General features: G+C 63.6%; 20 protein-coding genes. 11 read left to right on the forward strand and 9 right to left on the reverse strand.

Features of this window, described 5'->3' with window-relative positions; translation table 11 throughout:
- Nucleotides 1-5: 5 nt before the first annotated feature.
- From sufD to M2427_RS14275, 5 genes are all read left to right on the forward strand, one after another.
- Nucleotides 6-1,310 (forward strand): Fe-S cluster assembly protein SufD, encoded by a 1,305-nt coding sequence (sufD, locus tag M2427_RS14255; protein ID WP_280706984.1) that lies wholly within the window; start codon nucleotides 6-8, stop codon nucleotides 1,308-1,310.
- A complete protein-coding gene (locus tag M2427_RS14260; RefSeq protein ID WP_280706985.1) occupies nucleotides 1,307-2,554 on the forward strand; it encodes a cysteine desulfurase in 1,248 nt (415 codons plus the stop codon). Before sufD ends, M2427_RS14260 begins: the two co-directional genes overlap by 4 nt.
- Nucleotides 2,551-2,922: an SUF system Fe-S cluster assembly protein gene (locus tag M2427_RS14265; protein ID WP_280706986.1), complete on the forward strand. Its 372-nt coding sequence runs from the start codon at nucleotides 2,551-2,553 to the stop codon at nucleotides 2,920-2,922. The genes M2427_RS14260 and M2427_RS14265 overlap by 4 nt, the downstream gene beginning before the upstream one ends.
- Nucleotides 2,923-2,971: 49 nt before the next feature.
- On the forward strand, nucleotides 2,972-3,382 hold the full coding sequence (locus M2427_RS14270) for an iron-sulfur cluster assembly accessory protein (protein WP_246924906.1): 411 nt from the start codon (nucleotides 2,972-2,974) through the stop codon (nucleotides 3,380-3,382).
- A 167-nt stretch (nucleotides 3,383-3,549) separates the two neighbouring features.
- Nucleotides 3,550-3,996: a TfoX/Sxy family protein gene (locus M2427_RS14275; RefSeq protein ID WP_280706987.1), complete on the forward strand. Its 447-nt coding sequence runs from the start codon at nucleotides 3,550-3,552 to the stop codon at nucleotides 3,994-3,996.
- A gap of 110 nt (nucleotides 3,997-4,106) precedes the next feature.
- Here M2427_RS14275 and fabA (M2427_RS14280) read toward each other — a convergent pair whose 3' ends face one another.
- From fabA (M2427_RS14280) to M2427_RS14300, 5 genes are all read right to left on the reverse strand, one after another.
- Nucleotides 4,107-4,637, reverse strand: coding sequence for a bifunctional 3-hydroxydecanoyl-ACP dehydratase/trans-2-decenoyl-ACP isomerase (gene fabA, locus M2427_RS14280; RefSeq protein WP_280706988.1), 531 nt, complete (start codon nucleotides 4,635-4,637; stop codon nucleotides 4,107-4,109).
- A gap of 113 nt (nucleotides 4,638-4,750) precedes the next feature.
- Nucleotides 4,751-5,281 carry a bifunctional 3-hydroxydecanoyl-ACP dehydratase/trans-2-decenoyl-ACP isomerase gene (fabA, locus tag M2427_RS14285; protein ID WP_280706989.1) on the reverse strand — a complete coding sequence of 177 codons (531 nt, stop codon included), beginning with the start codon at nucleotides 5,279-5,281 and terminating at the stop codon, nucleotides 4,751-4,753.
- Nucleotides 5,282-5,398: 117 nt separating this feature from the next.
- Nucleotides 5,399-6,466 carry a GGDEF domain-containing protein gene (locus M2427_RS14290; protein WP_280706990.1) on the reverse strand — a complete coding sequence of 356 codons (1,068 nt, stop codon included), beginning with the start codon at nucleotides 6,464-6,466 and terminating at the stop codon, nucleotides 5,399-5,401.
- Between the two features lie 166 nt (nucleotides 6,467-6,632).
- Nucleotides 6,633-8,177: a DEAD/DEAH box helicase gene (locus M2427_RS14295; protein WP_280706991.1), complete on the reverse strand. Its 1,545-nt coding sequence runs from the start codon at nucleotides 8,175-8,177 to the stop codon at nucleotides 6,633-6,635.
- A 282-nt stretch (nucleotides 8,178-8,459) separates the two neighbouring features.
- Entirely contained in the window at nucleotides 8,460-9,422 is a 963-nt protein-coding gene (locus M2427_RS14300) for a helix-turn-helix transcriptional regulator (RefSeq protein WP_280706992.1), read from the reverse strand.
- A 188-nt stretch (nucleotides 9,423-9,610) separates the two neighbouring features.
- On the opposite strand from M2427_RS14300, the gene M2427_RS14305 reads away from it, so the two are divergent.
- From M2427_RS14305 to M2427_RS14320, 4 genes are all read left to right on the forward strand, one after another.
- Nucleotides 9,611-11,134 carry a caspase family protein gene (locus M2427_RS14305; protein ID WP_280706993.1) on the forward strand — a complete coding sequence of 508 codons (1,524 nt, stop codon included), beginning with the start codon at nucleotides 9,611-9,613 and terminating at the stop codon, nucleotides 11,132-11,134.
- 86 nt (nucleotides 11,135-11,220) lie between these two features.
- The gene (locus tag M2427_RS14310) at nucleotides 11,221-12,477 is read left to right on the forward strand and encodes an FAD-dependent oxidoreductase (RefSeq protein WP_280706994.1); all 1,257 of its coding nucleotides are present in this window, start codon (nucleotides 11,221-11,223) and stop codon (nucleotides 12,475-12,477) included.
- Nucleotides 12,478-12,656: 179 nt separating this feature from the next.
- The gene (locus M2427_RS14315; RefSeq protein WP_280706995.1) at nucleotides 12,657-13,430 is read left to right on the forward strand and encodes an outer membrane beta-barrel protein; all 774 of its coding nucleotides are present in this window, start codon (nucleotides 12,657-12,659) and stop codon (nucleotides 13,428-13,430) included.
- Nucleotides 13,431-13,761: 331 nt separating this feature from the next.
- The gene (locus tag M2427_RS14320; RefSeq protein WP_280706996.1) at nucleotides 13,762-14,556 is read left to right on the forward strand and encodes an outer membrane beta-barrel protein; all 795 of its coding nucleotides are present in this window, start codon (nucleotides 13,762-13,764) and stop codon (nucleotides 14,554-14,556) included.
- A 75-nt stretch (nucleotides 14,557-14,631) separates the two neighbouring features.
- Here M2427_RS14320 and M2427_RS14325 read toward each other — a convergent pair whose 3' ends face one another.
- A complete protein-coding gene (locus M2427_RS14325; protein ID WP_280706997.1) occupies nucleotides 14,632-15,402 on the reverse strand; it encodes a glucose 1-dehydrogenase in 771 nt (256 codons plus the stop codon).
- 21 nt (nucleotides 15,403-15,423) lie between these two features.
- Nucleotides 15,424-15,609 (reverse strand): hypothetical protein, encoded by a 186-nt coding sequence (locus tag M2427_RS14330; protein WP_237869203.1) that lies wholly within the window; start codon nucleotides 15,607-15,609, stop codon nucleotides 15,424-15,426.
- 137 nt (nucleotides 15,610-15,746) lie between these two features.
- On the opposite strand from M2427_RS14330, the gene M2427_RS14335 reads away from it, so the two are divergent.
- Nucleotides 15,747-16,385, forward strand: coding sequence for a hypothetical protein (locus tag M2427_RS14335; protein ID WP_280706998.1), 639 nt, complete (start codon nucleotides 15,747-15,749; stop codon nucleotides 16,383-16,385).
- Nucleotides 16,386-16,467: 82 nt separating this feature from the next.
- Here the strand turns inward: M2427_RS14335 and M2427_RS14340 are convergent, their stop codons facing one another.
- On the reverse strand, nucleotides 16,468-17,250 hold the full coding sequence (locus M2427_RS14340) for a porin family protein (RefSeq protein ID WP_280706999.1): 783 nt from the start codon (nucleotides 17,248-17,250) through the stop codon (nucleotides 16,468-16,470).
- 428 nt (nucleotides 17,251-17,678) lie between these two features.
- Nucleotides 17,679-19,727: a DNA topoisomerase IV subunit B gene (parE, locus tag M2427_RS14345; RefSeq protein WP_280707000.1), complete on the reverse strand. Its 2,049-nt coding sequence runs from the start codon at nucleotides 19,725-19,727 to the stop codon at nucleotides 17,679-17,681.
- Between the two features lie 276 nt (nucleotides 19,728-20,003).
- Here parE and M2427_RS14350 point away from each other — a divergent pair, with 276 nt between their 5' ends.
- On the forward strand, nucleotides 20,004-20,534 hold the full coding sequence (locus tag M2427_RS14350) for a DedA family protein (protein ID WP_280707001.1): 531 nt from the start codon (nucleotides 20,004-20,006) through the stop codon (nucleotides 20,532-20,534).
- Nucleotides 20,535-20,649: the final 115 nt, after the last annotated feature.

Below are 20,649 nucleotides of genomic sequence, written 5' to 3' on the forward strand. Positions count from 1 at the left end.
TTGCGATGAACGTTGCTGTGGCAAAGACCGGGAACGGCCGCGCGGTGAGCGATCTCTTCGTCAGCGCTAGAGGCCGCCTGCCGGGTTCGCCGTCCGTGATCGCGGCGCGCCGCGAGGCGTTCGAGACCTATGAGCGTCTCGGTCTGCCGCACCGCCGGATCGAGGAATGGAAATACACCGACCTGCGCGCGCTGGTTGGCGAGGTGCTGCCGCTGGCAGCCGCACCTGATGCAGCTGCGCTGAAGCGCGCTGCGGATGCCGTGAAGGCGCACGCGATCGCCGGCGCCCGCAAGCTGGTGCTGGTTGACGGCGTGTTCGCGGCCGATCTCTCCGACGTCAAGGCGCTGAGCGCCGAGGCGGGCTTCAAGACACTCCGCGAAGTGCTGGAGCAGGATGCTGGTCTGCTGAAGACCGCAGCCACCGATGCCATGATCGCGCTGAATGCGGCGATGGCGACCGATGGCGTCGTGCTGTCGATTGCCGACGGTGCGCAGCTGTCCGCACCGATCCAGATCCTCCACATCGCGACCGCGGCCTCGGCGACGGCCTTTACCCGCTCGCAGGTCGCGATCGGGAAGGGCGCTCGTGCAACCATCGTCGAGAGCTTCGTTGCGGCAGGTAGCAAGGCCTACCAGGTCAACGACGCCGTGATCGTCACGGTCGGCGACGATTCCAACGTCGCGCATATCCGCCTGATGGACGACGCGCCTGATGCGATGAACGTGTCGTCGCACTTCGTCACCATCGGTGCGAATGTAAAATTCAACTTCTTCAACATGACGACTGGCGCGGCTGTCAGTCGCCTGCAGGGTTTCATCACGCTGGCGGGCGAGAACAGCGAGCTCTCGGCCAACGGCGTCAATCTGCTGCAGAAGACCGAGCACGGCGACACCACGCTGGTGGTGGACCACGCCGTGCCGAATTGCGTCAGCCGCGAAGTGTTCCGTGCGGTGATCGACGATCGCGCCCATTCGGTGTTCCAGGGCCGCATCATCGTCCGTCCCGACGCGCAGAAGACCGACGGCAAGATGATGACGCGCGCGTTGCTGCTCTCGGACGAAGCCGAAGCTGACAACAAGCCCGAGCTTGAGATCTTTGCCGACGACGTCTCCTGCGGCCACGGCGCCACCGCGGGCGCGCTGGACGACAGTCTGCTGTTCTATCTGAAGGCCCGTGGCCTGCCCGAGAAGCAGGCCCAGGCGCTGCTGATCCAGGCCTTCGTCGGCGAGGCGATCGAGCAGATCGCCGCTGATGATCTTCGCGAGCATGTGATCGGCATTGCCGAGCGCTGGCTGGAGCGCCGGTCATGAGCACGCATCCCGCAGTCAAGAACGGCGCATATGACGTCGCCCGCGTGCGCCAGGATTTTCCGGCGCTCGCCATGCAGGTCTACGGCAAGCCGCTGGTCTATCTCGACAACGCGGCGTCCGCGCAGAAGCCGAGCGCCGTGCTCGACCGGATGACGCAGGCCTACACTAGCGAATACGCCAACGTGCATCGCGGGCTGCACTACCTCGCCAACGCGGCGACGGAAGCCTATGAGGGCGGCCGCACCAAGGTCGCGCAGTTCATTAATGCACCCCGCACCGACGAAGTGATCTTCACCCGCAATGCGACCGAGGCGATCAATCTGGTCGCGTCGTCCTGGGGCGGGCCGAACATCAAAGAGGGCGACGAGATCGTCATCTCGATCATGGAGCACCACTCCAACATCGTTCCTTGGCATTTCCTAAGGGAACGTCAGGGTGCGGTGATCAAGTGGGCGCCGGTCGACGACGAAGGTAATTTCCTCATCGACGAGTTCGAGAAGCTGCTGACGTCGAAGACCAAGCTGGTCGCGATCACGCAGATGTCGAATGCGCTCGGCACCATCGTGCCGGTCAAGGATGTCGTGAAGATCGCCCATGCCCGCGGCATTCCCGTGCTGGTCGACGGCAGCCAGGGCGCGGTGCATCTGCCGGTCGACGTTCAGGACATCGGCTGCGACTTCTACGTCTTTACCGGCCACAAGGTGTACGGCCCAACTGGCATCGGCGTGCTCTGGGCCAAGTACGACCACCTCGTCGCGATGCGCCCTTACAATGGTGGCGGCGAGATGATCCGCGAGGTTTCCCGTGAGTTCGTCACCTATGGCGATCCCCCGCACAAGTTCGAGGCCGGCACGCCCGCGATCGTCGAGGCCGTCGGCCTTGGCGCCGCCATCGACTACGTCAATTCGATTGGCAAGGAGCGCATCGCCGCGCACGAGGCCGATCTCACGGCCTACGCCCAGGAGCGCTTGCGCGAGATCAACTCGCTGCGGCTGATCGGAACGGCCCGCGGCAAGGGGCCGGTGATCTCGTTCGAGCTCAAGGGCGCACATGCCCACGATGTCGCCACCGTGATCGACCGCCAGGGCATCGCGGTCCGCGCCGGCACCCATTGCGTGATGCCGCTTTTAGAGCGGTTCAACGTCACGGCCACCTGCCGGGCCTCGTTCGGCATGTATAATACGCGGGAAGAAGTCGATCATCTGGCACAGGCGCTGCTCAAGGCGCGGGATTTGTTCGCATGAGTGACACGGCCGAAATCAAAGCTAGTCCAATGGAGACCCTCTCGGCGTTGCCGCCGGAGGAGACCGAGCGTCTCACCACCGAGATCATTGCGGGCCTCAAGACTGTGTTCGATCCGGAAATCCCGGCGGACATCTACGAACTCGGCCTGATCTACAAGGTCGAGATCAAGGACGATCGTTCAGTGGACGTGAAGATGACGCTGACGACGCCGAACTGCCCGGCCGCCGGCGAGCTGCCGACCATGGTCGAGAACGCCGTTGCCAGCGTCCCCGGCGTCGGCGTGGTCGACGTCAAGGTCGTTTGGGAGCCGGCCTGGACGCCAGAACGCATGAGCGACGAGGCCCGCCTCGTGCTCAACATGTGGTGACGCGTAACTCTGACATTGAATTTGCTCCGCAACGGACCACATCACTGACATGACACAGATTTCGTCCGGCTCGACACCAGCATCCACGCCGAAGCCCCGGCGGCCCCGCCCGCAGGTGATGCGGCTGACCGATGCCGCCGCCCAGCGCATCACGGAGCTGACCCAGCGTGCGGACTCCGAGATCGTGGGCTTGCGCGTCGGCGTGAAGAACGGCGGCTGCGCCGGCCAGTCCTACACGGTCGAATACGCCCATGACATTCGCCCGACCGACGAGGTCGTCGAGGACAAGGGCGTCAAGATCCTGGTCGATCCCAAGGCCGTGCTGTTCCTGCTCGGCACCGAGATGGACTACAAGGCCGACAAGATGCAGGCCCAGTTCGTCTTCAACAACCCCAACCAGATCTCCGCCTGCGGCTGCGGCGAGTCGGTCGAGCTGCGCCCGGCCAAGATCGACGGGTAGGGCCGACTTTCGCAAAGCCCACCGCCGTCGTCCTGGCGAAAGCCAGGACCCATACCGCGTGATCTCTCGGTGGGTGCGGTGCCAGTACCGACAGTCTTCGCTAAACTCCTCGCTGTGGTAATGGGTCCTGGCTTTCGCCAGGACGACCATGAGGAGCCATACGGGCCATGGACCGCGAATTCCTGATCGACCTGTTTTCCGGTTTCGGCCCTGTGACCATCCGGAAGATGTTCTCCGGTCACGGCATCTCCGCCGACGGCATCAATTTCGCACTGTCTCTCCGTGCCGGCCTGTTCTTCCGCGCCGACGAAGTGACGATCCCGGACTTCGAGGCGGAAGGCTCAAAGCCATTCCAGTACTCGACCCGCGCCAAGACAGTGCTGGTGAACTCCTACTGGGAGCTGCCGGCACGCCTGTTCGACGATTCCGAGGAGTTTGCGCAATGGGCGAGGGCGGCCCTCGCCGCCGCCCAGCGCGCCAAAGTGAAGAAGCGGCCCAAGAAAGCTACAGTGAACAAAGCTACGGTGAAGAAAGCTGCGGCGAAGAAGGTTGCAAGCAAATCCAGCAAGCCTGCGAAAACGCCGACCAAAAGCCCGCGTTACGAAGGCGCGTGAAGCGAAAGGCCTAAAGCGCGATGAGATTGGGATGAATCGTCATCGCGCTTTAGGTTGTTGTTTGAGCGTGATCAAAACCGCTGCGCACTTTTCCGGATCATGCTTTAGGTTCAATCCGCGCCCTTGGTCAGGCCAACTCGCATATCCTTCGCCACGAACACGCAGGTGCCGTCGGCGATCACACGCCCATCTGCAATCCCGAGCACCAGCTTGCCGCGCCGGACCATGCGCATGGCGACCTCGTAGCGCACCGATCGCGTGTCCGGCGTGACGGCACCCGTCACCTCGACCTCACCGACGCCGATGGCGCGGCCCTTGCCCGGTGACCCCGACCAGCCAAGCCAGTAGCCGATCATCTGCCACATCGCATCCAGGCCGAGGCTTCCCGGCATTATTGCGTCGCCGTGATAATGGCAGCCGAAGAACCACTGGTCCGGCACGATGTCGAGCTCGCCGACGATGTGGCCCTTGCCGAACTCACCGCCGTCCAGGCTGATCTCGGTGATGCGATCCATCATCAGCATCGGCGGTGCCGGCAATTGTGCATTGCCCGGGCCGAAATAGCCGCCTTCGCTCGATCTCAGCAGCTCGTCCCTGGTGTAGGACGGCTGCGGCGTGTGAAAATCATGCGGATTTGGCAAGGCGGCAGAACCTCTGTAGACGCGCGGTCAGGTGCACGGGGGCAACGAAACTGCCTCAGATGTCGTCCGTCCCGGGGTAATGTCAAGCGCGCAAGGCGCTTCCGCCCGCCCTGTCAGGTCGCGGATGTCGTCAGACCGACGCGCAGGTCCCTGGCAACATAGACGCAGGCCTCGTCGGCAAGCACGCGTCCGTCCGCGACGCCCAGGGCCAGCCTGCCGCGCTTCACCTGGCGCATCGCAACCTCGTAGCGCACGCATTTGACATCAGGTGTGATCTGCCCCCTGAACTTGACCGCACCGACGCCGAGGGCCCGGATCGTCCCGGGTGAGCCCGACCAGGCAAGCCAGTAGCCGACCATCTGCCACAGCGCGTCCAGGCTGAGGCAACCCGGCATCACGGGGTCGTCGGGGAAGTGGCATTCGAAGAACCAGAGCTTGGCCGTTACATCCAGCTCGGACACGATATGGCCTTTGCCGAAGTCGCCGCGGTCGAGGCTGATCTCGGGGATGCGATCCATCAGCAGCATCGGCGGTGCGGGCAATTGCGCGTTGCCCGGGCCGAAAAAGCCGCCGTCGCTGGCCTTGAGCAGGTCGAGCCCGGTGTAGGAGGATTGCGGCGTGTGAAAGTCGTGCGGATTGGGCAAGACGCTGGCCTTTCGATCGCGATCGGTCGAGAGTCGGTGCAGCTGACGTGCTCGACGTGTCACTCAGGCCTATTACGGCTGCATGAACATGAGATGTCGCTGGCGCGACCGGTGGCGTCAGGCCACCCGGTTGTGGGTCTCGACCGCGTATTCCGGATCGACTTCGCAGATCACACGGTTACGCCCGTTGCGCTTGGCAGCGTAGAGGCAGGCATCCGCACGTTCGATCAGCGCGTCGGTGTCATCGCCCTGCTTCAGCATGGAGACACCGACCGAGATGGTGACGCGGCCGAGGATCTCGCCGGTCGACTTCTTCTTCAATTCCTTCGCCATCACGGCGCGCCGGATATGGTCTGCGACGGTCAGCGCCTGGCGCAACGCCGTATTGGGCAGCACCACGGCGAATTCCTCGCCACCATAACGTGCGGTGATGTCCTGGCCCTTGATGGTCTGCTTCAGCGACAGGCCGACGAGCCGGAGCACCTGATCGCCGGTGAGATGGCCGTAGGAATCGTTGAACGACTTGAAATGGTCGATGTCGAACAACAGCAACGACAGCGGCTCGCCGCTCGCGAGCGCACTTTGCACCGCCGTGCCGATCATGCGATCGAAATATTTGCGGTTGCCGAGGCCCGTCAGCGGATCGGTCAGGCTCTCGGCGCGGATGGCCTCCAGGCTCTGCTGGAGATTGCTGATCTCGCTCTTCGAGAGTGTCAGCCGGTCTTCCAGTGCCTTGTTGGTCTCGCGCATCTCGCTGGTCGAACGCAGCAGCGTTTCGACGATCGACTTGATCTGCTCGCGGCTCTTGGCCGAGGACAGCTGCTCGGTAGCGCCCGACAGGCTGGCGTCGTAGGAGCCGGTCATGCCGAGGGCGTTGCCCAGCACCCTCATCACGTCGTCGATCTCGCCGATGACACGCGCACCGACCTTGTCGATGCGGTCGGTCGTTTTGATGTGGGAGAGATATGTATCGTAGATCTGCTCGAGATCGGCTTCGCTCAGCTTGCCGTTGCGCGCCAGCGTCTCGTTGATGATCTTGTTGAGCGGTGCGTTGTAGCCGGTCGCGTAGACGTACCAGATCTCGTAGTTGCGGGGAATCGCGGTCTGCTTCAGCGATCGGATCTGACCGAGCGCCACCTCGGCGAACGCCATCGTGCGTTCGTGTTCATCGAGCACCTTGACCACAGAACATACCCCACAACGGTCCGTGCGCCACAGGCCGCAGCAATGCTTAAATTATGTTCGTAGGCTAACGGCCGATTGTGAACGGCCAGTAAATATACGGGCGAAACTGCATCATAAAAAGTGTCGCGGTGAGCTTACTCAACCGCGACATGGAACGCGCCGCGCCTCAGGCGCCGGCGGGGGAGCGAACCGGTCGCAACAGAAACGCCGGGAGATGCGAGTGATCGCCGGGCTCGGTGTCGGGCTCGCGCTGGCGGCGCGGTTCGGGGCGGCCGATCGACGGTACGTGCGAGTTACTGGCCTGCTGGCGCGAACCATGACGCGGCTCGGACGATTGCCGGGCTTCGCGCGGGGGCCTTGCCTCGCGTGCCGGCCGTGCTTCGCGAGCAGGCCGTGCTTCGGCAGCCGACATGGCATCCGGCGAAGGCGTCGCCTCGGAAGAGTGTCGCGCCTCGCGCGGCTCGTGGCTGCGCTCACGATCGCGGCCACGCTGCGGCTTGCCGCGTCCGCCGCGGGAACGGTCACGATCGCGTCCACGCGACTCGCGCGGTCGGTCGCTCTGCTCACCCGAAGCCGCATGCACCGTGTAGTCGCCTTCGGCGCGGGGAATGTTCTGGCCGATCAGCTTTTCGATCGCGACCATGGATTTCTGGTCGAGCGGCGTCACGATCGAGATCGCGGTGCCGGTACGGCCTGCACGGCCGGTACGACCGACGCGATGAACGTAATCGTCGGGATGGTGGGGAACGTCGAAATTGAAGACGTGGCTGACCTCGGGAATGTCGAGGCCGCGAGCTGCGACGTCGGAGGCGACCAGCAGCGGCAGCTCGCCCTTGCGGAACTGTTCGAGTGCCGCCATGCGGGCCGGCTGATCCATGTCACCATGCAGCGCGCCGACGCTGAAGCCGTGCTTCTGCAGTGATTTGTGAACGATCGCGACCTCCCGCTTGCGATTGCAGAAGATGATCGCGTTCTTGAGGTCCTTGGCCTCGCGCAGCAGGCGACGAAGCAGCTCGCGCTTTTCGTGCGCCTCGCGTCCCGCGGGGACCTGCGACTGCGTGACGGTGACGGCGGTGGTGGCTGGCTTGGAGACCTCAACCTTCTGCGGATTGTGCAGGAAGGTCTCGGTGATGCGCCGGATTTCCGGCGGCATGGTCGCGGTGAAGAACAGGGTCTGCCGCGTGAAGGGAACGAGCTTGCAGATGCGCTCGATGTCCGGGATGAAGCCCATGTCCAGCATGCGGTCGGCTTCGTCGATAACGAGCAGCTCGACGCCGGTGAGCAACAGGCCGCCCCGCTCGGTGTGGTCGAGCAGCCGGCCCGGTGTGGCGATCAGCACGTCGACGCCGCGCGTCAGCTTGGCATCCTGGTCGCCGAAGGAGACGCCGCCGATTAAGAGGGCGACGTTGAGTTTCTGGCCGGCACCGTAGCGGTCGAAGTTTTCCTTCACTTGCGCTGCGAGCTCGCGGGTCGGCTCCAGGATCAGCGTGCGCGGCATGCGTGCGCGGGCGCGACCCTTTTCGAGGATGGTGAGCATCGGCAGCACGAAGGCCGCGGTCTTGCCGGTGCCGGTCTGGGCGATGCCGAGCACATCCTTGCGTGCGAGGACGTGGGGAATCGCCTGTTCCTGAATGGGGGTGGGAGTAGTGTAACCGGTGGCCGCCACTGCGGCGAGGACTTTTTCGGACAGTCCGAGATTGGAAAAGGACATTGAGCCTCTGGTCGAAACCGCCGTTCGGAATCGAAGGTAAAAAGGCTGTCGCGCTCCACCCCGAAACGGCGCGCTCTCAAAGAAGCTGGGGGTGCTGACTCACGCGAACAAAGCGCCAGGCTCAGGAATCGCTTTTCGATCTGAACCGCGTCGACCCGGAACATAGGGCGGAATCGGCCAAAGTCAATGGAGCAGGCGCGGGAAGATCCTAAAAACCCTCAGGTTTTTGCCCCAAATCATGGGCTCGGCTCGGCTTTTCGGCTGCAGTGGCCAGGCGGGTGGTTAACGCGCTCCTGCAACCCGAGCCCGGAAATCGCCCGGCGCCATGCCATAGGCCGCGTTGAAGACCCGGTAATAGGTTGCCAGGCTCTCGAAACCGCAGGCGGTAGCGATATCGGCGATCAGCCGCTCCGGCGCCTCGCGCATCAGGCGGCGGCTTTGCTTCAGCCGCTCCTCCGTCACGGTCTGCGAGAAGCTGCGCTCGGCGACCTCGAACAGCATGTGCAGATGGCGCACGGAGACGCCGAGCTGGTCGGCCACCCGCGTTGGCGCCAGATCGGGGTCTTGCAAATGGCGCGCGATCAGGCGTCGCGCCAGTGACAGGCGGGCGGTCCGGAGCGCGGCCTGTCCGCGCCGGCTGCCCGGCCTGACAATGCCGCGCTCGATCAATGCCAGATGGCCTAGCGCCTGCACCAGCGAGGCGGCGACAGGTGAGCCATCAGTCACTGCTGCCTCACAGGTGTCGGCAAAGCAGGCGTCGAGCAGGGGTGCCAACGTGGCATCGCCAAAGACCTTGGGCGCAAGATCGCGCATGCGCCTGTCCTGCGTTGCGAGGCCGCTGACGGGGATCTTCACGATCCGCAGGTGGAAACCGAAATTGCCCAGTGGCCGAGTGCGGTAAGGAAGATCGGTATGGCTGGTGGCGAAGCCGCCATTGGCGATCGCGAAATCGCTGGACCGCATGCCGCCGAACCAGCTGCCGCCGCCAAGCTGCTGGTAGACACAGATGCTGTCGCCAGGCGCGTGGCTGATATCAGACAGGCTCCGTTCGACGGCATAAGGCGAGGCCTTCAGCTCGACAAGACCGCCGTTGCCGACCTGACTCAGCGAGAATTCCCCGCAAAACCCAGCGCGCAGTTCGCGTTCGAGCTCCGCCGTGACCCCGAACAGCCCTTTGGCGCGGACCTCGCGCCAATAGTCGAAGCGATCATGAGGTTCGACTTCGTCGGTACACCAGCGATACACGGCAGCCCCGCTTGCCCGCAATTGCCCTACAAAGAGCAGATTCCGGCGGAATCTGCCATAGGCCAAGATGATGGAACCGCCGGAGGGGACAGGTTGAACCGCCGCTGCGGCTGGGCCGACTATCACAGCAAAGGCGCAGGGGCTCGCAAGGAGCCACCGGGGAGCCGTTCTGCAACGGGAATGTTACGATGACGCGTCGGTTCTTCAGACTTCTGGCAGCCCTTGGCATGGCGGCGAGCCTCTGCGGTGTCGCAAGCGCCGCCCATGCCGAGAAGCGCGTTGCGCTGGTCATCGGCAACAATGACTACAAGAACGTGCCGAAGCTCCTGAAGGCCGTCAACGACGCCCGCACCATGGGCGACACGCTGAAGCAGCTCGGCTTCCAGGTGATGGTCGCCGAGAACCAGACCCGTCAGCAATTCGCCGAGACGCTGCTGGCCTTCGACCGCGCGATCGAACCGGGCGACACCGCGTTCTTCTTCTATGCCGGCCACGGATTCGAGATCGCGGGCCAGAACTACCTGCTGCCGACCGACGTGCCGGCGGCGACCGAAGGCCAGGAAGAGCTGGTGCGCGACGCCTCCATTCTCGCCGATCGCGTCGTCGAGCGTCTCCAGAACAAGAAGGCGCGCACGTCGATCCTGGTGTTCGACGCCTGCCGCAACAATCCGTTCGAACGATCGGGCACGCGCGCGGTTGCCGGCGGCGGCGGGCTTGCCCCGATGACGCAATTGCCTGAAGGCGTATTCTCGGTGTTCTCGGCAGGCCCGCGCCAGACTGCGCTCGATCGTCTCTCCAACGACGATGCCAATCCCAATTCGGTGTTCACGCGCACCTTCGCCAGGGAACTGCTCCAGCCCGGCGAGAACCTCGTGCAGGTCGCGCAGCACACGCGCCGTCTGGTCAGCGAGATGGCCGACACCGTCAAGCACAAGCAGGTGCCTGTTTATTTCGACCAGATGGTCGACGACGTCTTCCTCAGCGGTGCCGCGAAGGATGCGGCGGCCGCAGCGGCACGGCCGGCCGATCCGCCGCCGCAGAAGGTTGCGGCGCTGCCGCCGGTCTCGGTGCCGCGCGTGCCGAAGGAGGAGACCACCAACGCGCCGATCGCGAGCTTCTCGCGCCACAATGGCGGCTGGAGCGTGACGTTTTCGTTCGCCGATCCGACGATCGGAATCTCCTGGCGCATGGCCGGCAGCGGCGATTTCCGCGAGACCGGATTTATCGACACGCTCGATCCGCGCACGCGCAAGCGGATGCCGAATCCGTCGATCGAGCTGCCGCCGGATGCGCAAGCCGGCACGATCGAGGTCCGTTACGTCGACGCGTCCGGCGACATGCAGGGCCCGTTCCCGATCAAGTTCGATCCTGAGGCAGCCCTGATCCGCGATCAGCGCAAGATCCTCGACATGACCGCGACGAGCTGGCTGTCGTTCCGCCAGTTCAATGGGCTCCTGGTTTATTATTCCCACCTGGTGTCGTACCGCTGCGCGATCCGCGAGGCGCGCATCGGCATCGACACGGCGGTGCCGGACAGGGTGCTGAAGCTGCCGCCTTGCGATCTCCGCGATCCCTCGGCCATCACGGCCGGCATGCTGCTCTACGAGAAACTGCCACCCGCGACGCAGTTCATGTCGGTCGAATTGACCTACCGTGACGGCAGCGTGTCGGAGGTCAAGAGTTTCCGCACGGCGAACCGCAGCAACAATTGAGCGTTTGCTCAAATTGAACATGCTCCTGACCCTCGCGGGCGCTACAATCGGTCGACACGGATCGATGATGCAGCGAGAGCCGGGTGATGGAAGCAGCCACGTCAGATCAAACTGCATCGCGCGTCCGAAGAGCCCGCTGCTGTATCGTTGGCGGCGGGCCGGCCGGCATGATGCTCGGCTATCTCCTGGGGCGCGCCGGCATCGATGTCGTGGTGCTGGAGAAGCACGCTGATTTCTTCCGCGACTTTCGCGGCGACACCGTGCATCCCTCGACGCTCCAGGTGATGGATGAGCTTGGTCTGATCGACGGTTTCCTCAAGCTGCCGCATCAGCGCCTGCAGAAGATGGACGGCCTGTTCGGCGGCACCAAGGTGCGGATCGCCGATCTCAGCCGGCTCGACACGAAGTACCCTTTCATCGCCTTCATGCCGCAATGGGATTTTCTCAATTTCCTGCGCGAGGCCGGCAAGCGCTTCGCTTCGCTCGAGGCACTGATGAGCACGGAGGCGGTCGATCTGATCCGCCACGGCGATGCCATCGCCGGCGTGCGCGCAAGGACGCCTGATGGCATCATCGACATCGAGGCCGATCTCACCATCGCCTGCGACGGCCGGCACTCGACGGTGCGCGAGCGCGCGGGCCTTGCCGTGAAGGAGATCGGGGCGCCGATCGACGTGTTGTGGTTTCGCGCCGGCCGCCGGCCGGACGAGACCGAGAATTTGTTCGCGCGCATCGAGCCCGGCAAGATGATGGTCACATTCGACCGCGGCGGCTACTGGCAGTGCGCCTACGTCATTGCCAAGGGACAATATGATGCGGTGAGGGCGAGGGGATTGCAGGCGCTGCTCGACGACGTCGTGCGCCTGGCGCCCGTCCTGAGGCACGGCATCGCCGACGTGAAGAGCTTCGACGACGTCAAGCTTCTCACTGTCGCGATCAACCGCCTCAGCCGCTGGACGCGGCCGGGCCTGCTCTGCATCGGCGACGCCGCGCATGCGATGTCGCCGATCGGCGGCGTCGGCGTCAATCTGGCCGTGCAGGATGCGGTTGCGGCCGCAAACCTGCTCGCAGACGGACTGACGCGCGGCTGTCCGTCCGAGCAAGAGCTCGATGCGATCAGGCGCCGACGCGAGTTCCCGGTGAGGATGACGCAGGCGATGCAGGTCGTCGTGCAGAACCGCATTATCAGCACGGCACTGAAGGGCGGTGATCGGCCGCTCGAGGTGCCGCTGCTGCTGCGCCTGATCTCGGCCTTGCCATGGCTTCAGGGCATTCCCGCGCGCTTTCTCGCGATCGGTGTCCGGCCCGAACACGTGCATTCGAGAGCTGCACCATCGTCCTAGTGCAGCAATTTAGTAGGGATAATGTCGCGTTAAATCTCTGCTTTCGCGTTGCGCGCGTGCAACAGCTCACGCGCATTCAAAGACCGCCATGGGCCAATCCGGCATCTTAACTTTCTTGATTCAAATTTGAGTAAGAACTGCGTGTGAGCGTGCGCCCATCAAAGGACACGGGGTGTACCATGCGTAACAAATTGATTGCCGCCTTCGCCTGCACGACCGCTCTGGTTTCGACGGGGGCAGCTTCCGCCGCCGATCTCGGCGCGCGTCCCTACACCAAGGCGCCCGCTTACATCGAACCGCTGTTCAACTGGACCGGCCTTTATGTCGGCGGCCACATCGGTGGCGCCTGGACCAACGAGCAGTTCATCAACAACGGCAATGGCGGCGGCTTCGGCGATCTCGTTCCGGGGCAGGGCTTCCGTCAGCGCAATTCGGGCGTCATGGGCGGCGCCCAGATCGGCTACAACTGGCAGGCCAACAACTACGTGTTCGGCGTGGAAGGCACGATCGCCGGCCTCGACAACAAGGGGACGGTTGTGAACAACGTGTTCGGAGCTGCCAGGGACGACATCTTCACCTGGCGTACGAACGTCCTCGCCACGGTCGTCGGCCGCGCTGGCTTTGCGGTGCAGAACAACCTGTTCTATTTCAAGGGCGGCTACGCCGGCGTCAACAATCGTCTCAACGTCAGCGACACGGTCGGACCGTTCACCGGAGCGGGCGGGCAGACTCACTGGGCCAACGGCTGGACCGTCGGTGCCGGCTGGGAATACGGCATCACCCGCAACTGGATCGTCGGCCTCGAGTACAATTATGCGGCCTTCGGCGGCCAGACCTATCAGCTCGGCGGCACCGCGGCCAACTACACCTTCGATGCCAAGCCGCGCGACATCCAGTGGGCTGTCGTTCGCGCCAGCTACAAGTTCGACGCGCCTGTGATCGCGCGCTACTGAGCAACAAACGACGAGCAGAAGAAAAGGTCACGACCAAATTAAAAGCCCCGGCTTCAACCGGGGCTTCTTTTTTATCTGCGCAAGCGCGTCGATTCGAAACGGCGTTTTGATGCGGCCGGGGTTTGCGTGCAGCGTCAGCTCAGTTTTATATGCACTCTCATGTGCAGATGAACGCAGTAGGTCAGTATCATTTGCCTGTTTTTGTAGCATTCGTGCAACGCATGGATGGAAAGTGAACGGACGTCCATCGCGAAGTACTGTTCCAGGTGGTCGCTCCCCGATTGCCCCGTTAGGATTTTGCAATTGGAGTTTATTGCATTGGGGATTGGACATGACGACACGCTTTCGGTGGGCTCTCGCTTCCGTTTCACTGGTCTTGACGGCGCTCACAGGGGCAGCATCTGCTGCTGACATGGCGCTCAAGGCACCTCCTGCACCTGCTGTTGTCCCCTATAGCTGGACTGGCTGCTACGTCGGTATTGAAGGTGGCGGATCCTGGGGACGCGATCGATCGGTCAGCAACGGTTCGAACAACGGCGTCGTCACTCCCACTGCTGGAGCGCTCAAGTCTGCCAGCGACATGAGCGGGGGCCTGGTCGGAGGCACGATCGGCTGCAACTACCAGCGGGATCGCTGGGTGTTCGGCATCGAGGGCGACGGATCGTGGTCGGGCCAAACCGGCAGCTCAAACCTGGTCAACCCGCCGTTTAATCCGAATTTCAGGGAGGATGTGTCACAAAGCTATATTGCGACGATCCGCGGCCGCGTCGGCTACACTATCACGCCGACGGTACTGATCTACGGCACCGCTGGCGGCGCCTTCGCTGATTTGAAAATCCGTGAGTTCGATCCCACCGCTGCTCCGGGAACGGGCGGCGCCATCGGGGCAACGGAGACACGGTCGTACGCGGGCTGGACTGCGGGCGCGGGCGTTGAGTGGGGTTTTGCGCCAAGCTGGTCGGCGAAGTTCGAATACCTCTATCTGGATCTTGGCAGCAAGGGCTTCTTCCAGACCACGGCGACGGGATGTTGTACGTTCCAGTCGACCCGTCTCACCGACAATATCGTGCGGGCCGGCATCAACTATCACTTCAACTGGGGACGTCCGGTCGTCGCGAAGTACTGATTTCCTCCCGCGTAACGAGACATGTGCAAAAGCCCCGGCATTCGCCGGGGCTTTTTTCATTGGCGCGATGGCGTTTCAGGCCATCACCGAGAATCCGCCATCAACCGGGATTGCGGTGCCCGTGACGAAGTTCGACGCCGACGAGGCGAGGAACACGGCGATGCCGGCGAAGTCGTCGATATCGCCCCAGCGCCCTGCGGGCGTGCGCGCGAGCACGCGCTCGTGCAGGCCCGACACCTGCTTGCGCGCACCGCGGGTGAGATCGGTGTCGATCCAGCCCGGCAGGATCGCATTGACCTGGATGTTGTCGGGCGCCCAGGCATTGGCGCAGGCACGCGTGTACTGCACGATGCCGCCCTTGCTCGCCGCGTAGGCGGTCGCGAAGCTCGCGCCGAAGATCGACATCATCGAGCCGATATTGATGACCTTGCCATTGCCCGAGGCCTTGAGCGCCGGATAGGCCAGCTTCGAGCAGATGAAGGCGCTGGTCAGGTTGGTGTCGATCACCTTGTTCCACTCGTCGAGCTCGAGCTCGTGCGGCGGCTTGCGGATGCTCATGCCGGCGTTGTTGATCAGGATGTCGATGCGGCCGAGCTCTTTGACCACGCGGTCGATCATCGCCGCCACGGCGGCCTTGTCGGTGACATCAGTGACGACGGATATCGCCTTCACGCCGCGCGCCTTGAGATCGGCGACGGCAGCGGCCGATTTGGTCTCGTTGCGACCGACCACAGCGATATCGGCGCCCGCATCGGCAAGCCCGTGCGCGAGGCCGAGTCCAATGCCGCCATTGCCTCCTGTGACGATCGCGACCTTGCCGCGGAGATCGAACCGGTTGGATGTCATGCTTTCACGTCCTGGTTTCTTCTATTGGTTGCTTTGCCAGATCAGCACCAGCCCGAAGCCTGCCATGGCCGCGCCATAGCCGGCCCATTGCAGCTGGTTGATCATGAAGCTCGATCGCGGCCAGGCGACGGTGCCCGTGCCTTGCCCGATCCAGAGCAGCCCGATAGCAAGAGCAAACAGGCCTGCGACAAGCAGAAATCTGCGCATGCATTCCTCCCATTGGACTGTTCTGTCGCGATCCACGGCGTCAACGACCGCCGCAGGCCACGAAAACTTCCCGCAAGACTAGCCGTAGCTTCGGTTCAGGTACAATGGCTGCGGATGCAAGGCCGCGGGAGGGACGCATGTCCGTGCGCAAGACGATCCTGATCACCACGGCCGTGGCCGCGCTGGCCGCGGCCTATGCCGTCATTCCGCGCCAGGCGGACCTGCGGTCGTTCGATCCCCCGGAGATGGCGCGGCTCGAGACCGCGATGTGGCGCGACTATTACGACAAGCGCTATGCCGCGTTGTTTTATCATCTCTACGCCTCGACCCGGACGCAGTTCGGCTTCTCGCCGTTCAGGAGCCTGCATATCGCGCTCAGCGCTGCCGAAGCCGCCCGGACGTTCCAGCCGACGCGGTCACGGCGGGACGCCGATGCGGCCCTGCCGGCTCTTGTCGCCTACTACGCGGATTTTGCGCCGGCCGCGCCTGCGGCGTTCGACGTCAGCGAGGTCGCCCGTCTTGAGCTCGACTGGTGGCAGGCGCGCCGCGAGGCGGTGTCTGCGAACGACTATGGCCTGACCATCGCGCGTGTGGCGGCGCTGACCTATGGCAAGAGCGCGGACGATTCGGGTATCAGGCAATTCGGCGTCATACGGGCCCAAGCGATGGCGTACCGCGATGCGCGCGGTGAGGGGATCACCGAGGCTGACTGGGGTGCCATCGAAACCCAGCTGGTGGGAGCCTACCGCTCGCTGAAAATGAGCGTCGCGCGCTAGCAAAGCCTCAAAACGAAAAAGCCTCACAACGAAAAAGCCCCGGCGAAACCGGGGCTTTGACGTCTCTCAAGTCGAGATCAGATCAGTACTTCGCGACGACCGGACCGGTCCAGTTGAAGCGGTAGACCAGCGAGGTCGAGATCGTCTGGTTCCAGCTGTTGGCGCGAACGTCGCGGCCGACCAGCGCGTTGGTGCCGTCGACCAGCTCGTTCTGGGTCCTGGTGTTGTAGAAGGCCGAACGGTACTCGGTCTTCATGAACCAGCCGGGCGAGGAGATGCCGAAGATGTTCAGGCTGTTCTCGACGCCGCCGCCGATGAACCACCCGTTCCGGTTGAAGCCGTTGAGGTGGGCGCCAGCCGGGGCACCAGCGAGGGTCATGAAGTTGGTGCTGCTGAAGTGGGCGCCAGAGTAGCCGCCGTTGACGTAGGAGAGAACGTTCGGAGCGACCAGCCAGCCGAGGCGAGCACCGACGGCCCAGGAGTCCTGGAGCTTCTGGTTGCCGGTCCAGCCAGCGATCGGATCCTGCACGGTGGCACGGATGCTGCCGAACTGACCGTCAGCGAACAGGCCGGCGACCCAGGTGCTGTTGAACTGCCAGTCGTAGCCGGCACCGACGGTGCCGAACCAGCCCGAACCGCCCTGGCGCTGGGTGATGGTCAACGGAACCGGGCCAGCGGTCGTCTGGATGTACTGGTCGGAGTTCGAGAGGCCGCCGCCGGCGCCACCGAACAGGTAGAAGCCGGTCCAGTTGGCGACCGGAGCAACCATCGGGGCCTTGACATAGGGACGGGCTGCAAGGTCAGCCGCCGAAGCCGAACCGGTCATCGCCGCAATCGCGGTCAGTGCGAGTGCAATCTTCTTCATGATAAAATCCCCAACCTTGGTTCGTAGCAGGCGCGAGCGCACTGAAGTCCGTGTGATCTGATGCCCCGAATATAGACGGTTCTCGCCGAAATGCTGTTGCAGGGCAGGCACAGTCGCTGGAAAACGCCTCTCGGCCGGGTTCTGTGACGACGTCATGAACGCCGAAGGAATCTATGTAATTTCAATTAGTTATATGGATTTTTGCATCCGTGGTCAGGGATAAGTTTTCGTTAGGAATCCGCCTTTGTCCGAAATGGAGGCAATCCTGCCTCAGCCTGGGTGCCCGCCTGTTCGGGTGAGTCTTTGGCTGAGTCGTCCTTTCGGGGAGGGATTGCCGGGGGTGAATCATCGGGAAAAACCCGCACCATCACCCCGAAAATGAAAAAGCCCCGGCTTCAGGCCGGGGCTTTTGAGCGGGAATCACCGTTTTAGACGTCGAGCAGCTCGTCGCTGGCGAATTCGGCCTTGTCGGAGATGAAGGCAAAACGCGCCTCGGCCTTGGTGCCCATCAGGCGCTCGACGGAATCTGCCGTGGTGTCGCGGTCGTCGGGCAGCAGGACCACCTTGAGCAGCGTCCGCTTAGCTGGGTCCATGGTGGTTTCCTTGAGCTGCGCCGGCATCATCTCGCCGAGGCCTTTGAAGCGGTTCACCTCGACCTTGGCGTTGGCGTTGAAGGCGCTCTTGATCAGCTCGTCCTTGTGCTTGTCGTCGCGCGCGTAAACCGACTTCTGCCCGTGGGTGAGCTTGTAGAGCGGCGGCACTGCGAGGAAGAGGTGTCCTTCGTCGATCAGCTTCGGCATCTGCCGGTAGAAGAAGGTGATCAGGAGCGAGGCGATGTGTGCGCCGTCGACGTCGGCATCGGTCATGATGATGATGCGCTGATAGCGCAGATCCTCTTCGCGATATTGCAAAAGCTGGCCGCAGCCGATCGCCTGCACGAGATCGGAGAGCTGCGCGTTCGCGGTGAGCTTGTCCTTGCCGGCGGAAGCCACGTTGAGGATCTTGCCGCGCAGCGGCAGCACGGCCTGGGTCTTGCGGTCGCGCGCCTGCTTGGCGCTGCCGCCGGCCGAGTCACCCTCGACGATGAAGAGCTCGGAGCCGTCGGTGCCGGCGTCGGTGCAATCGGCGAGCTTGCCGGGCAGGCGCAGCTTCTTGCCGGCGGTCTTGCGGGCGGTCTCCTTTTCCTGGCGACGACGCAGCCGCTCTTCGGCGCGGTCGATCACGAAGTCGAGCAGCCTGTTGGCCATGTTCGGATTGCCCGACAGCCAATGGTCGAACGGATCCTTCATCGCCTGCTCGACGATGCGCTGCGCTTCGGCGGTGGCCAGCCGATCCTTGGTCTGGCCCTGGAATTCAGGCTCGCGCACGAACACCGAGAGCATCACCGCCGCGCCCACCATCACGTCTTCCGAGGTGATGGACGAGGCGCGCTTGCCTTGGCCGACGCGCTCGGCGTGATCCTTCAGGCCGCGCAAGAGCGCGCTGCGCAGGCCGGATTCGTGCGTACCGCCGTCGGGCGTCGGCACCGTGTTGGTGTAGGAGGACAGGAAGCCGTCGGCGTCCGCAGTCCAGGCCACCGCCCATTCGCAGGCCCCGTGCGCGCCGTTGCGTCCGGACTTGCCGGAGAAGATGTCCGGGTGAACCAGCGTGTCGGCGTGGATCGCAGCGGCCAGATAATCCTTGAGGCCGCCGGGGAAGTGGAAGGTTGCTTCCGCCGGCACGTCCTCGACGCCCTTGAGCAGCTCGGGCGCGCAGTTCCAGCGGATCTCGACGCCGCCGAACAGATAGGCCTTCGATCGCGTCATCTTGAACAGGCGCTGCGGCTTGAACGCGGCCTTGGCGCCGAAGATGTCGGTGTCGGGCTTGAAGCGCACGCGCGTGCCGCGCCGGTTGTTGACCTTGCCGAGATCCTCGAGCTTGCCCTTGGGATGGCCGCGCTCGAAGCTCATGCGGTAGAGCTTCTGGCTGCGCGCGACCTCGACCTCGAGACGCGAGGAGAGGGCGTTCACCACGGAGATGCCGACGCCGTGCAGGCCGCCCGAGGTCTCATAGACCTTGCTGTCGAACTTGCCGCCCGAATGCAGCGTGCACATGATGACTTCGAGCGCCGACTTCTTCGGGAACTTCGGATGCGGATCGATCGGGATGCCGCGGCCATTGTCGGTGACGGTGAGAAAACCGTCTGCGGAGAGTTCGACGCCGATGAAGGTCGCGTGGCCTGCCAGCGCCTCGTCCATCGAATTGTCGATGACTTCGGCGAAGAGGTGATGGAGCGCCTTCTCGTCGGTGCCGCCGATATACATGCCGGGCCGGCGCCGCACCGGTTCCAGGCCTTCGAGCACCTCGATGTCGGCAGCCGTGTAATCGGCTTCGCCACCGCTTACCCGCGGAGCCGCCTTCACCGCGGCGGCGCGTCCCTTCGGCTCATTGCCTTCGAACAAATCGTCTTTGGCTTTAGTTTTCAATTGCTTGGACATATATCTTGATGCGTTTTGAGGGTCGCGCAAGCGGCGAATCGGTTGAGGCGACTATGCCACGGCTGGCCGGCAAAGGTCACCGCCGGGGTCGTCCCCGGGGAGTCGTTGGGAGCTAATGCCGGCGAATTTACGCCGCAAGCTAACCAAGTCCCGGCAATTTGACGGCCTGGCTGGCCCAGGCCGGGGCTTTGTGACTTGATGTCACACAAGCCATTGGCTTACCAGTCTTTTCCATCTGGCAGGACCTCGAGGCGGGGCGGGAAGGCTATTTTCGGAATGGAGCAGTATGCGCACGCACTGGCCGATTTCGTGCGCCTTCACCAGGCCTGGGCTACTCCGATCGTGTTCCTGCTGGCATTCGGGGAATCGCTGGCCTTCATCTCGTTGCTGATCCCCGCCTGGGGGGCGCTGGTCGCCATCGGCGCGCTGATCGGGGCGAGCGGCATCAGCTTCTATCCGATCTGGATCGCCGGCGCGATCGGCGCCGCCCTCGGCGACTGGGTCTCCTACTGGTTCGGCTATCGCTACAAGGAGCAGGTCGCGCAGATGTGGCCGCTCTCGCGCTATCCGGAAATCCTGCCCAGGGGCGAGGCGTTTGTCCGCAGCTGGGGCGTGCCCAGCATTTTCATCGGTCGCTTCTTCGGCCCCTTGCGTGCCTCGGTGCCGCTGGCAGCCGGCATTTTCGAGATGCCTTACTGGAGCTTTCAGGCCGCCAATTTCGTCTCCGCCCTGGTCTGGTCGGCGGCGCTCCTGCTGTTCGGCGACGTGATCGCGACGATCATGGAATGGCTCTGGCGGGTGATCTGAGCGGGCCCGGGACAAGTCGACCCGCACGCGAGCGGAAGAAATTTAAAAGTCGTTCTTTTCGAGAGTGCGGCTGGTAATTTTCGCCTGCTAGTTGAGCGGCCGATTTGACAGCCGA

The sequence above is a fragment of the Bradyrhizobium sp. BR13661 genome, from assembly GCF_029892425.1.
Classification (GTDB): domain Bacteria; phylum Pseudomonadota; class Alphaproteobacteria; order Rhizobiales; family Xanthobacteraceae; genus Bradyrhizobium.